Consider the following 13371-nt stretch of genomic DNA (forward strand, 5'->3'; position numbering starts at 1 on the left):
ATTAACTGTTTAATTGTTTAGTTTTAAAAATCAACACAGGCTTTCTAGCAAATATTTTTAAACTTTTTTCAAAAAAAACTTTTCAAACATAAAAAAAAAGCTACATTTGCACTCCCCAAATGGAGGAATGGTACCATAGCTCAGATGGTAGAGCAAAGGACTGAAAATCCTTGTGTCACTGGTTCGATCCCAGTTGGTACCACTTAAAAATAAAAGCCTCGATTCCACACTGGAATCGAGGCTTTTATTTTTGTCATCTTTTTAAGGCCCTCATTGAGGACGATTCCAATAGGGTTAAGAAAAAAAGCCGGGCAATTTGCCCGGCCTAAAATTAAAACTTCGCTAATAGTTAATAGAATATATTTAGATAGGGTATTCCCTTTATTAAAGATTTCCTCTTATTTCCTGCTCGCGTTCAATGGCCTCAAACAAAGCTTTGAAATTGCCCGCACCGAATGATTTGGCTCCTTTACGCTGTATGATCTCAAAGAACAGGGTGGGCCTGTCTTCGATAGGTTTAGTGAATATTTGCAGCAGGTAGCCTTCATCATCACGATCGACAAGGATACCCAGTTTTTTCAATGGTTCCAGGTCTTCATCGATATGACCAACACGATCTGTTAATTCATCATAGTAGGTAGTAGGCACGGTCAGGAATTCTACACCGCGGCTTTGCAGGTCGGTTACAGTGGCTACAATATTATCGGTTGCCAGGGCAAGGTGCTGTACGCCTTCACCTTCATAAAATTCGAGGTATTCCTCAATCTGCGATTTCTTTTTGCCCTCGGCAGGCTCATTGATCGGGAATTTGACGAAGCCGTTGCCATTGCTCATCACCTTGCTCATGAGGGCAGAATATTCGGTGCTAATCATTTTATCGTCGAAGGTTAAAATGTTCCGAAAACCCATCACATCTTCATAAAAATTCACCCAGTCGTTCATTTTATGCCAGCCCACGTTACCTACGCAATGGTCGATATATAAAAGGCCCGCAGTAGGTGGATTATAGTTGTTCTCCAATTTTTGATAACCTGGCAAAAACAAGCCATTATAGTTTTTACGCTCAATGAACATATGCACAGTTTCGCCATACAGCATGATACCGCTGGTGCGCACTTCGCCATGTTCATCTTTAAAGGTTTGCGGCTGCTGATAGGGCACGGCGCCGCGTTTGGTGGTTTGTTCAAAGGCGTCATAAGCGTCGTCAACCCAAAGGGCCAGTACTTTTACACCATCTCCATGTTTTTTAATATGCTCGGCAATAGGGTGATTGGAGTGCAGAGGGGTGGTGAGCACTATCCTGATCTTGCCTTGTTGTAATACGTATGATGCCCTGTCGCGCACCCCAGTTTCGGGTCCGGAGTAGGCCAGGTTTTGAAAGCCGAAGGCTGTTTTATAATAATGGGCCGCCTGTTTGGCATTACCCACATAAAACTCCACATGATCGGTACCGTTAAGCGGTAAAAAATCTGTAGTGCCTGGTGTTTTATCTAAAGTTTGTGTTTGCATGGTTTTTAATTATTGAATTAGTGAGTTAGTGAATTAGTGATTGCTTGGAGCCTTCTTCTTTCGACCTCACATTTTAATTATTGAATTAGTAATTGCTTTGGGCTTTTAGCTCACATTTGCCAGCTCTTGTAATAATTTTCGTCTTCTATTTTTATAGCGTCTTCGGTCAGCATCAGCGGACGGAAGGGATCTATCATTACCGCCAATTCATCTGTTGATTCCTTACCGATCGATTTTTCGACCGAACCCGGGTGAGGTCCGTGTGGGATACCTCCAGGGTGCAGGGTGATCTGTCCTTTTACCACGCTTTTACGGCTCATAAAATCGCCATCCACATAGTATAAAACCTCATCGCTATCTACATTGCTGTGGTTGTAAGGAGCAGGGATAGAAAGTGGGTGATAATCAAACTTGCGGGGCACAAAAGAGCATATCACAAAATTGTTGCCCTCAAATGTCTGATGTACCGGTGGTGGTTGGTGCAGGCGACCGGTTATCGGTTCAAAATCATGTATGGACAGGGCCCATGGATAATGAAAACCATCCCAGCCAATAAAATCAAATGGGTGGGTGCCATAGATGTATGGATAGATTAAGCCCTGTTTTTTGATCAGAATTTTAAAGTCGCCTTTTTCATCATGCGTTTTCAGATCAGCCGGGCGTTTGATATCGCGCTCGCAATACGGCGAATGCTCCATCAACTGTCCGTATTGGTTGCGGTAACGTTTAGGTGGCCTTATCGGACTAAAGCTTTCTACAATGAACAGCCGGTTATCGGGCGTATCAAATTCCAGCTGATAAATGGTACCACGGGGGATAACAAGGTAGTCGCCATAAACAAATTTGATATTACCGAAGCCTGTTTTGAGGGTGCCAGAGCCTTCATGTATAAAAACTACTTCATCGGCCTGGCTATTTTTATAGAAATAATCCGTCATTGATTTACGCGGTGCAGCCAGTGAAATATGCAGATCGCTGTTGACCAGCACTGGTTTACGGCTTTGCAGATAATCATCCTCAGGCTTTACATTAAAACCAATCAGACTGGTGTGTTTCAGATGCTTTTCGCGCGCTATTTTGGGCTCAACGCTGTATGGTTCGCCCAAGGTTTTTACAATAGTAGGCGGGTAGGCGTGATATACCAGCGAGTAAAGGCTCGAAAAACCTTCTGTTGATACCAGTTCTTCGGCATATAACGAACCATCGGGTTTGCGGAACTGCGTATGCCGCTTATGCGGGATAGCTCCTAATGTATGATATAAAGGCATGATGTTTTAATTGGTTAACAATAAAACGTTTAAAATATCAGGATAGTTTTTGGAGGAATAAGGATTTGGGGACTATTGGATTGTACGAAATTAGGCACAAGCCTTACTTGTCCTTACTCCCAAAGTCTCTTTATCCCAAAATCTAATTAGTATTGAGCCAGCACTATTTTGGCAAGCATAGCATCCCTGAACGATGAGGCATCGCTCATGCTGGTGAGGCCCAGTGAAAACAGAAAATGTTTTTGTACGCTTAACATGATTAATACGAAATTAGAAGTAATATTTTTAATATGCAAGCATAATATTTTAACCACGCATGCGGTAAAATGTTTAGTTTTGGCTCAACCAATTCTGCCATTTATGAAATTAGTATCCTATAAAACCGAAGACCGCGAGCATTTAGGTATTTTTATAAACAAGCACATTTATAACCTGAACTCTTGCGATAAGCTGATCCCCGATAATATGAACGAGTTTTTATGGGGCGGCGATGAACTGATGGATCATGCCAGGCGCGTTCATGAGGCCATTAGTTCGGGAAAAATGGAGGCTAAGGAGGAGTTGTTTTTTGAGCTGATAGCTCCTGTGCCTCATCCAACGTCATGCCGCGATGGTTATGCTTTCAGGCAGCATGTGGCCGCCGCGCGCCGCAACCGCAAGGTGGATATGATACCCGAATTTGACCAATACCCTATATTTTATTTTACCAACCACAATGCCATACAAGGCCCAGGTGAAATTGAATGTATGCCCGACCATTTCAACAAGCTCGATTTTGAGCTGGAAGTAGCCGTAGTGCTCAACAAAAAAGGCCGAAATATTAAAGCCGCCGATGCCGATAGCTTTATTGCCGGCTACATGATCATGAACGATATGAGTGCCCGTACCCTGCAAATGGAAGAAATGCTGCTCAACCTTGGCCCGGCAAAAGGCAAAGATTTTTCGACTGTGATTGGTCCCTGGCTGGTAACGCCCGATGAATTAGAGCCTTATAAAACAGCGCCCAGACCTGGTCATATCGGTAATAGTTACAACCTGCAAATGACCTGTGCTGTAAACGGTAAACAGGTATCGGCAGGTAATATGGCCGATATGGACTGGACTTTTGCCGAGATCATTGAGCGCTGCGCCTACGGCTGCGATGTGCTGCCCGGCGATGTGATAGGCTCAGGTACCGTGGGTACAGGTTGTTTTCTGGAATTGAACGGAACCGGCCTGCTCAATGATGCCAATTATAAACCGCAATGGCTGCAACCTGGCGACCTTGTTGAAATGGAAATCACCGGATTGGGGATGCTGGGCAATATCATTAAAAAAGCTAACAGTGATTTTTCGATATTGGCATTAAAGAAATAAGTTAAATTCCGATGCTATCACTCAAAGTAAGCGAGCTTTCCATTTTTCAATTGCAAAATTATTTGAACCATGCCGTAGCGCCGCGCCCGATCTGTTTAGCCAGTACGGTGGATAAGGATGGTAATATTAACCTGAGTCCCTTTAGTTTTTTTAACGTATTCAGTACCAATCCGCCGGTTTGTATATTTTCACCATCGCGTAGTGTGCGGGATAATATTACCAAACATACGCTGCAAAACATTTTAGAGGTTCAGGAATGTGTGATCAATATTGTTGATTACGAGATGGTACAGCAGGTTTCCCTCTCCAGCGTTATGTACCCAAAAGGGGTAAACGAATTCATCAAATCGGGGCTAACCCCTGTAGCATCTGAACTGGTTAAACCACCCCGCGTAGCTGAGGCCCCGGTGCAACTGGAATGTGTAGTGAACCAGGTGATTTCGCTTGGCGATACTCCGGGTGCCGGCAACCTGATCCTGGCCGAGATCAAGATCATCCATATCAAAGACCATGTTTTGGATGCCGAAGGTAAAATCGACCAGGCTAAAATGGACCTGGTAGCTCGCTTGGGCGGCGACTGGTATTGCCGCGTTACCGAGGATAACCTGTTTAAGGTAGCCAAGCCCAATGCTAAAATAGGTATAGGTGTGGATAGCCTACCGCATGCCATACGCAACTCTCGGGTACTTACCGGCAACAACCTGGGGCAACTGGGTAACCTGGAGACCCTGCCCGCCGATGATGCCATTGAACTATACAAACAAGACCCCGCTATCAAAGAACTATTAGACGCCACTATAGGCGACAGCCAAACCCGCGAACTTCAGCTACATCTGAAAGCCAAACAACTCCTGGACGAGGACAGGGTAGAAGAGGCCCTGATGGTGCTGCTGATCGATTAAAATTCCGGATTTTAACATTTCCCAGCTCCTAAAACTTTTTAAAACTTAAATTTTAACACTTTTCTTGCCAAAAACGGCATAAAACTGATCCAAAAACATTCAAAAAATGTCGATTTTAACACTTTTTAACAAATTTTAAGGCGGTTTTGATGCGTTTTTAAAACTTTAAAAAGTATTAATTTATTGATGGTCAAATAAAACATACCAAACGGTCGGTTTTGGGGTCTTGTTTGGGTTTTAACAAAACAGCCCGGCTTCCTGATAAAAGGAAGCCGGGCTGTTGATTGATATAAATATACGAAAAATTGGAGGGAATATAAAATGCGTTAAAATCAAGTTGTGGGAGACGAGACACAAAAAAAGAGACGCATGTAATGCGTCTCTACAATATTCTTTTCAATACTGTTTTATATGCCCAGCACTTGTTTCAGCTTTACGTAGCCGGTTTTGCTTACGGGTATTTTGGCGCCCGACTTGAGGATGGCCAGGTGAGCGTCTTTTTCATATGGATCTATACGGGTGATCTGTTGTATAGCAATGATGTAGGAGCGGTGTACGCGCACAAACTGGCGGGCATCCAGCGTTTTTTCAAAAAAGTTCATCGTTTTGTTTTTCAGGTACGATCCTTCTTTGGTAAATACGCTTACATAGTCGTCATCGGCTTGCAGATATTCTACATCGGCAACCGGGATAATTTTTACTTTGGTGCCTGTTTTTACCACAATGCGCTCGTTTTGTCCTGGCGATTGCGAAGCGGCGGTTTCAAGCAGTTCTTCGGTTTGCTTGGGTACTTGCTTTTCGGGCGCCGTTGCCAGGAATTTTTCGACGGCCTTGTTAAAACGGTCTTTATTAAAGGGTTTCAACAGGTAATCTACGGCGTGGGCCTCAAAAGCTTTAATGGCGTACTCGTCAAAAGCGGTAGTGAATATTACAGCGGGCTGCTGCTCTACCAATTCCAGCATTTCAAAGCCATTTATTTTAGGCATCTGCACATCCAGGAAGATCAGATCGGGCTGATGCTGCTGTATGGCTTTTAATCCTTCAAAGCCATCGCCGCATTCCTGTATCAGTTCAATTTCACTAAAGTTTTGCAGATATTCCTTTACAACCATTCGTGCTAAAGGTTCATCATCAATAATTAAGGCTCGCCTCATAACTGTGGTATTTTTATAATGGTTGTAAATATATTATCATTTCCATGAGTTTCCATCAAATCGTTACGGGCAAAAAGCAAATAAAGCCGGCGTTGTACCCCGCGTAAACCAAAACCGGTGCCTTTTTGCGGGCGCGAGGTTTGTGGATCGTACGGGTTTTGCACCATCAGTACCAAATAATTATCCTCCATTTCGCTGCGGATGCTTACGGTTACTTCGCCAACGGTATCATATAAGCCAAATTTTATGGCATTCTCTACCAGGGGTTGCAGCAGCATGGAGGGCATCACGGCGGTGCCGCATTTATCATCGCAGCTTATTTCGGTTTGCAGTCGGTGCCCAAAACGTACCTTTTCAATCTCAAGGTACAGGTTCAGGTGTGCCAGTTCTTCGCTCAGGGGAACCTGTTGCTGATCGTCCTTTTTAAGCGTACCCCGTAAAAAATCAGATAGTTGGTGTATCATCTTGCGGGCCTCATCGGGTTTAAAACCGATAAGCGCGTTGATGGAGTTTAAGCTATTGAACAAAAAGTGAGGCTGCAATTGCTGCCGCAGATTATACAATTCGGCATCACGGGCCAGTTGTTCGGCCTCGGTTTTGCGTTTCATGGTTTCTTTCTGGTCCAGCTGCGAATACCAAAGCAAGCTGATCATGGCCATCCAGCCGATAGCCAGGAAGTTGGTAAAAAAGCGAATGGTTAAGGATTGCTGTACAAAATTCACAAACACCTTATCGGTATTGATGAGCGGCAGCAGGTAGCGGCAGCCCACGGTACAGATACCGGCCAATGCCACACACCAGATAAACAGGTTAATGTAACTGCCCTTACCAGGCTGATAGTAACGCAGGTTGTTGTTGATGAGCCAGCAGGCCCCCGAAAGCAATATGGCGCTCAGGAACCCGTCGGCCGAGGCCGTGAACCAATAAAAGCCAAAGCTATGTATAATATAAGTTTGCAGGCCACCCCAAACCAGCCCGCAAACGATAAATGCGCCGTATAATTTTGAAGCTGAGATAGACGGTATTGCCAAAACTTATATTTTTTTAAATGGAGAATCAAGAATCAAGAGACAAGAATCAAGACCGGAAAACGTGGACAAAACCCATATAAAATGTGTGCTTTGTATTCCTGCTTCGATTCTTTTAACCATATTTTCAATGTGTTTTTCTTGATTCCTGACTCTTACTTTCTTGATTCTTTTGCTTAGTTTCTCACACCTAATAAGGCCGATTTGTGGTGTGCCCAGGCAATGTACAGGTCGGCATCGGGTGTTTCATGTATATTATAGTACAGTTCGGCGCCATCGGTAAGTTCGCCTATCTGGTTTAATTCGGCCACATCAATAAACTGCCATTTAACGGTTTGTTTTTCGATGTTTTTAAAACTATCCTGATTGGCATGACCAATTTTGTTTGCTTTTTCAAAGGCGCTCAGTTCGTTATCGGCATTGATGAGGCGTAACTGTTCATCAAACTGTGCCTGGTGATCGCCATTGCCGCTGATCACCCTGAAAACTAATTTTGCTACGTACCAGTTCATTATGTTTGTTTTTTTAGAAGTATCAAGTAGTTAGTATCAAGTATCAAGATTTTTGGTATCAAAACTCAGATTTTGTCGTGATACTTGATACTAACTACTTGATACTAAATCATCAATAGCTGCGTATATCAACCCCGGCAAAAATGGAGGTTCCTTTAAGTACTAGTATTTTATCGTTATTGGGCGATGCGGTGCTGCGGATGCGTTTATCGTCGACCCCGGCAAAAACGGCTGCCAGGTCTGATACCACCTGCCAGTTGGATGGCACAATGATCTTGGTGCCACCAAATACCTGGGTAATATCTATATAAACCCTGCCGTTGATGTCGGCCTGGGTAAAGTCAAGTTCGGCACCGCCAAAAATGTTCACTATTTCGCCGCCCTTAAAGTTTTTGGATAGGATGGTTTTGTTAACCCCACCAAAAATAGAAACAGCGTCCAGGTAATCGTCGCCGTTATGGTAGCCAAACGGCGGAGTGTTAGGATCTTTGGGTGGTACATCATCGCCATCTTTTATGGCGTAATCGGCTGCTTCGGGGTCATTTTTACCAAAATCAAAATTGGCGGGTTGTTTACTCCATTTGCCGTCTTGTTTACTCCATTTGCCATCTTTGATGTTTCGTTCCCACTCATTATGCCTGCCACGCCTTAAAATAAGCCATATGCCAAAACCGATGATGGCTATGGGCCATACTATGCGGTCGGCATTGCCAATGTTGTCATTTAACAAAAAGATGATGCCTAAAATGATCATGATACTCCAGGATGCTTTCCTGAAGTTATGTTTAGCTCCAAAATAAAGGCCGCATGCTATAATCCACATAGGCCAGCTGAATATCCAATCGGGAATTAAAAAATCGGCAAATTGCCTTAGGAGCAGCACCCCTCCTACGGCAAGTAGTATAACCCCAGCCATCGCTTTTCCTTTATTGGGGTTGGTTGTATGTTCTATATCGTTGTTCATTTGTGTGCAAATTAAATCGTATCCAAAACTAAGGTAACATAATACATGTGCCAAACAAAAACTGGCGATATATTTAAAGAAATCGGTAGAGGTGGATGTTTTGTCGGTGAAAAAGTTGGCGGGCGATTAGTATCAGGTAGCTAGTATCAAGTATCAAGACTTTTAAGGGGGAATTTGGGCTCGTTAGCGATCATGGATGTTGGGAAAATTATGTGTTGTTGGGCAAGCTCCCCTCTTGAGAGGGGGCGCGTGGGATTGTGTAGTAGGAGGGGTGTGTTCTTAAAGCCGAAAAACACACCCCTCCACCCCTCTCAAGAGGGGAATCGCACAGGCCCCACACTTTTTCGGTATTCCAATATCTGTGTTTGCGAGCAAGTGCAAGTGTCATGATACTTGATACTAGCTACCTGATACTAAACCCCACAACAAAAGGGAGTCCGCAAACCGGTACTCCCTCATGAATTGACTACAAAACTATTAACTATTAAATTAAACTTCTGGTTCGGTTGTTTTATCGAAATGCAAAGTGTCTTTGGGCTTTTCGAAATGAAATTCCTCTTTATGTTTGCGGGGTTTAAAGGCTACCCAGGCGCCAAATGCCATAATGCCTACCGGCCAGATAATGCGGTCGGAATCGGGTATGTTTTCGTTAAGCAAAAAGGCCACACCCACCAGGGTAATCAGGATCCATGATGTTTTACGGAAATTGTATTTGGCACCCATATATAAACCCCAGGCTACTATCCACATGGGCCAGCTAAACAGCCAGTCGGGGAAAAGTACAAAGTCAAATTCTCTGATCAATAGTATACCGCCAATGATCAGTAAAATTACCCCTGCAGCAGTTTTGCTATTATTGGGGGTAATGGTAGTTTCTATATCGTTGTTCATCGCTTTAAGTATTAATATTATACCCTAAAGGTACGGCGGTATATAAAGCTGGGCAACGTAATATAGGTGAGATGGGAGGGGAATATCGGTAAAAGTATGGGTTTATCCGGTGAATGAAGAAGGGGTGAATTGAGAAGGGGGAGGCAAGATATAAGAATCAAGAACCAAGAAAAGGCAGCGTGTTATTTGGATGACAAAATGGGTGGTATCGGCTCACCCGGCCATCGCTGCGCTTGGCCACCCTCTCTTCGCCTGCGGCGGAAAGAGGGGATTAGTCTGGTGAAAATTCTTTTGTCATCCTGAGGAACGAAGGATCTGTTATTGAACATGCCGAGCGCAGAATAGATGCTTCACTTCGTTCAGCATGACAAACTGTTTTATAAAGCCCCCTCTTTCCGCCGCAGGCGAAGAGAGGGGTGGGTGTCCAGCGAAGCGCAGACGGGTAAGTAGAAACCGCTGGCCTTAAACCTCTGGTTCCTGCTGGCTAAGGCAATGGAAACTACCCAGCCCCCAGATAATATCGGTTGAATCGATGCCGATCACCTCGTGATCAGGGAAGCATTGCTGTAAAATATCGCAAGCCTTATCGTCATTTACCGAGCGGTAAGTTGGTACAATAACCGCTGAGTTGGCAATATAAAAGTTGGCATATGATGCCGGCAGGCGAGTATCCTCGTAAATCACGGCTTCGGGCATAGGTAGCTCCACAATGTTAAGCTGTTTGCCGTTAAGCAGGCGCATTGTTTTCAGGCTCTCGAGGTTTTCCTGCAGCAAGTGATAGTTCTCGTCGTTTTTGTCTTCTTCTACCACGGTAACTACGGTGTCCTCGTTCACAAATCGGGTAATATCATCAATATGACCATCGGTATCGTCGCCAACAATGCCATCGCCCAGCCACAAAATCTGCTCGGCGCCGTAGTAGTTGCGCAGGTAAGTTTCTATCTGATCCTGACTCAGCAGCGGGTTACGGTTTTTGTTGAGCAGGCAGGCCGTAGTGGTAAGGATAGTGCCTTTGCCATTAAAATCAACCGATCCTCCTTCCATCACAATACCAGGGTTAAATACTGGTAACCCAAAGTGATTACCGATCTTGGTCGGAATTACATCGTCCAGATCAAAGGGCGGATATTTGCCACCCCAGGCATTATAACCCCAATCAACAATGGCTTTTTGTTTAGTTTCGGGATTGATGACAAATGCTGGTCCGTGGTCGCGGCACCAGGCGTCGTTTGTGCCAAAAGCAAAAAGCTCCACCCGGCTCATATCCACACCGGCATGCTGCAGTTGAAAAACTACGGCGGCTTTCATTACCTCGTCAACCACGTTGATGCGCACAAGCTCATTACGGGTGAGGATCTTGATAAACTCGATGTACGATGGATAAATGGTATCCAGCTTACCCGGCCAGGAAGCTTCCTTGTGCGGCCAGCTTAACCAGGTGGCGGTATGCTTAGCCCATTCAGCAGGGAAGTGAAAACCTTGCGATGCGGGTGTCTGTATAGTTGAAATGTTTTGGCTCATATTGGGTTAAAAGCAAAATATATACCACCACGTCATTGCGAGGAACGAAGCAATCTCTATGTTATACAGAGCGGCTCTGCAAATCGGGGATTGCTTCGTACCTTGCAATGACGCGTGGGGGGTTAGTCTTCGTCAAGCAGGCGTTTGGTTATAGGTTGATATGAGTCAATCCTTCTGTCTCGTAAAAAAGGCCAGTGACTGCGGTAGTAATCAGATTTATCAAAATCCAGCTCCTGTACCACTACTTCTTCCTGGTCATGCGAGGTTTGGTGGATGATAGCGCCAAACGGATTGGCAAAGAACGATCCGCCCCAGAATTTTACGCCGGCTTCTTCGCCTACACGGTTTACGCTTACTACGTGTATGCCGTTGGCTACCGCGTGCGAGCGCTGTATGGTTTGCCAGGCATTGTATTGCTCCACGTTGGTAGCCTCGTCCTGCGTAGTGGCCCAGCCAATAGCGGTTGGATAGAATAAAATATCGGCGCCCATCAATGCGGTAATGCGGGCAGCTTCGGGATACCATTGATCCCAGCAAATGAGCACACCCACTTTGCCATATTTGGTTTTAAATACTTTATAACCCAGATCGCCGGGGGTAAAGTAAAATTTTTCGTAAAAACCCGGATCGTCAGGAATATGCATTTTACGGTATTTGCCTAAGTAGCTGCCATCGGCATCAAGCACGGCTGTGGTATTGTGATAAACACCCTGCGCGCGTTTCTCAAACAGCGAGGCAATAATCACCACATTCAGCTCGGCGGCTACTTTTTGCAGCTCGTCGGTTGATGGGCCAGGGATGCTTTCGGCCAGCTTAAAGTTGTCGTAATCTTCCACATCGCAAAAATAAAGCGAGGTGAAAAGTTCCTGTAAACAAACTATTTGCGCGCCTTTTGCAGCGGCTTCCCTTACTTTAACAATAGCCTTTTGCAGGTTCTGCTGTTTATCAGCAGTGCAGCTCATCTGTACCAGGCCAACTTTTACGTTACTCATACTCCTAAAATTTGCGCAAAAATAACAATTGCTGTTTAAAGTATCGAGTATCAAGTATCAAGTATTGTGACTTAAATGTAAAATAGGGAGTAGTGAGTGGTGAGTACTGGAGTTAGTATCAAGTAGCTAGTATCAAGTATCAAGACACTTACGCTGGCGCGATTAAAAAATATTTTGTAAAACATTCAAAAACAAAAACGGTTCAAGTCTTGATACTTGATATTCTGAATAAAGAAAAGTCTTGATACTAGCTACTTGATACTAACTTCGCTACTTGATACCAAAAAATAATTAGCTTTGCAGCCAATGACAGAAGACGAAATACCAGCGCCAAAAACATTTAAGCAGCAACTGTGGAATGTTACTAAAACTGTATTAAAAATAGCTGTTACCACAGCCCTGCTTATTTGGGTATTTAGCAAGGTGCCTATTCAATTGGTAAAATACCGTTTGCTGCACGCCAATTACTGGTGGATGGGCGCTGCGGTTGTTTGTTATTTCTGCTCGATGGTGGTATCGTCATGGCGCTTGCTCAGCTTTTTTCGGTCGATAGGTTTGCAGCTGAACCCTAAGTATAACCTGCGTTTGTATTTCCTGGGTCTGTTTTATAATGTGTTGCTGCCCGGCGGCATCGGTGGCGATGGTTACAAGATCTTCATTTTGAATAAAGCGCATAAAGTTCCCGGCAAAAAACTGTTCTGGGCCATTATGTTCGATAGGCTCAGCGGACTTTGGGCCATCGGCCTGATCACCGTAGCCCTGATATTCATGATCCCGCAGATTGATATTCATAAGGCTCTCCCGGTGAGTATATTCCTGGGGGGCTCGGCGGTTTATTATTTTGTGGCCTACATGTTTTTCAGGGAGTACACCAAGTACTTTTTCGAGGCGCATCTAAAAGCCCTGGTATTACAAGGATTTCAGCTGCTGGCTATTATCTGTGTGATGTTCGGACAGGATTTTGATGGTAAATTCTCGCCGTACCTATTATCGTTCCTGATTTCGGCGCTGGCATCAATCATTCCTATTACAGCTGGTGGCGCGGGTGCACGGGAAGCCATATTTACCAAACTATCCGATTATTTCCCGATGGATAAAGGACTCTCGGTTTTCCTGCCATCGTCATTTTATCTCATATCGCTTTTGGTGGCCCTGTTTGGGTTGTACTACGTGATCCGCCCAAGCCGGTTAGACAAAGGTCTGAAAAAGTATGACGAAGAGGTGACCGAAACTGCCACGGATCCGGGCGGCGAGTAGCGAAAATAAAGTGTGTG

Annotated in this window: 12 protein-coding genes and 1 tRNA gene; 4 read left to right on the forward strand and 9 right to left on the reverse strand. The window is 44.5% G+C overall.

Annotated elements, in window-relative coordinates; genetic code table 11:
* Positions 1 to 129: 129 nt before the first annotated feature.
* Positions 130 to 202 (forward strand) — tRNA-Phe (locus tag ACTJKG_RS17040).
* A gap of 182 nt (positions 203 to 384) precedes the next feature.
* On the opposite strand, the gene hppD is transcribed toward ACTJKG_RS17040, so the two are convergent.
* Together hppD and ACTJKG_RS17050 are read right to left on the reverse strand one after the other, a co-directional pair.
* The gene (hppD, locus tag ACTJKG_RS17045) at positions 385 to 1509 is read right to left on the reverse strand and encodes a 4-hydroxyphenylpyruvate dioxygenase (protein WP_440739893.1); all 1125 of its coding nucleotides are present in this window, start codon (positions 1507 to 1509) and stop codon (positions 385 to 387) included.
* Positions 1510 to 1619: 110 nt separating this feature from the next.
* Entirely contained in the window at positions 1620 to 2777 is a 1158-nt protein-coding gene (locus ACTJKG_RS17050) for a homogentisate 1,2-dioxygenase (RefSeq protein ID WP_172337012.1), read from the reverse strand.
* Between the two features lie 360 nt (positions 2778 to 3137).
* Here ACTJKG_RS17050 and ACTJKG_RS17055 point away from each other — a divergent pair, with 360 nt between their 5' ends.
* Positions 3138 to 4133: a fumarylacetoacetate hydrolase family protein gene (locus ACTJKG_RS17055; protein ID WP_172337013.1), complete on the forward strand. Its 996-nt coding sequence runs from the start codon at positions 3138 to 3140 to the stop codon at positions 4131 to 4133.
* Positions 4134 to 4144: 11 nt separating this feature from the next.
* Positions 4145 to 5035 carry a flavin reductase family protein gene (locus ACTJKG_RS17060; RefSeq protein ID WP_172337014.1) on the forward strand — a complete coding sequence of 297 codons (891 nt, stop codon included), beginning with the start codon at positions 4145 to 4147 and terminating at the stop codon, positions 5033 to 5035.
* Between the two features lie 407 nt (positions 5036 to 5442).
* Here ACTJKG_RS17060 and ACTJKG_RS17065 read toward each other — a convergent pair whose 3' ends face one another.
* The 7 genes from ACTJKG_RS17065 to ACTJKG_RS17095 all read right to left on the reverse strand — a co-directional run bounded on the left by ACTJKG_RS17065 (position 5443) and on the right by ACTJKG_RS17095 (position 12097).
* Positions 5443 to 6189 (reverse strand): LytR/AlgR family response regulator transcription factor, encoded by a 747-nt coding sequence (locus ACTJKG_RS17065; RefSeq protein WP_172337015.1) that lies wholly within the window; start codon positions 6187 to 6189, stop codon positions 5443 to 5445.
* Positions 6186 to 7220: a sensor histidine kinase gene (locus ACTJKG_RS17070; protein WP_253952283.1), complete on the reverse strand. Its 1035-nt coding sequence runs from the start codon at positions 7218 to 7220 to the stop codon at positions 6186 to 6188. The genes ACTJKG_RS17065 and ACTJKG_RS17070 overlap by 4 nt, the downstream gene beginning before the upstream one ends.
* Positions 7221 to 7393: 173 nt before the next feature.
* Positions 7394 to 7729: a DUF4288 domain-containing protein gene (locus tag ACTJKG_RS17075; protein ID WP_440739894.1), complete on the reverse strand. Its 336-nt coding sequence runs from the start codon at positions 7727 to 7729 to the stop codon at positions 7394 to 7396.
* A 112-nt stretch (positions 7730 to 7841) separates the two neighbouring features.
* Positions 7842 to 8693, reverse strand: a complete 852-nt coding sequence (locus ACTJKG_RS17080; protein WP_440739895.1) for a LiaF transmembrane domain-containing protein — start codon at positions 8691 to 8693, stop codon at positions 7842 to 7844.
* Between the two features lie 489 nt (positions 8694 to 9182).
* Entirely contained in the window at positions 9183 to 9584 is a 402-nt protein-coding gene (locus tag ACTJKG_RS17085) for a LiaF transmembrane domain-containing protein (protein ID WP_172337018.1), read from the reverse strand.
* Positions 9585 to 10046: 462 nt separating this feature from the next.
* Positions 10047 to 11105 (reverse strand): agmatine deiminase family protein, encoded by a 1059-nt coding sequence (locus ACTJKG_RS17090; protein ID WP_440739896.1) that lies wholly within the window; start codon positions 11103 to 11105, stop codon positions 10047 to 10049.
* 122 nt (positions 11106 to 11227) lie between these two features.
* Positions 11228 to 12097 carry a carbon-nitrogen hydrolase gene (locus ACTJKG_RS17095; RefSeq protein ID WP_440739897.1) on the reverse strand — a complete coding sequence of 290 codons (870 nt, stop codon included), beginning with the start codon at positions 12095 to 12097 and terminating at the stop codon, positions 11228 to 11230.
* 306 nt (positions 12098 to 12403) lie between these two features.
* Between ACTJKG_RS17095 and ACTJKG_RS17100 the strand changes: the two genes are divergently transcribed.
* On the forward strand, positions 12404 to 13354 hold the full coding sequence (locus tag ACTJKG_RS17100; protein ID WP_440739898.1) for a lysylphosphatidylglycerol synthase transmembrane domain-containing protein: 951 nt from the start codon (positions 12404 to 12406) through the stop codon (positions 13352 to 13354).
* Positions 13355 to 13371 lie beyond the last annotated feature (17 nt).

The organism is Mucilaginibacter sp. 22184 (genome assembly GCF_052045695.1).
GTDB lineage: Bacteria > Bacteroidota > Bacteroidia > Sphingobacteriales > Sphingobacteriaceae > Mucilaginibacter.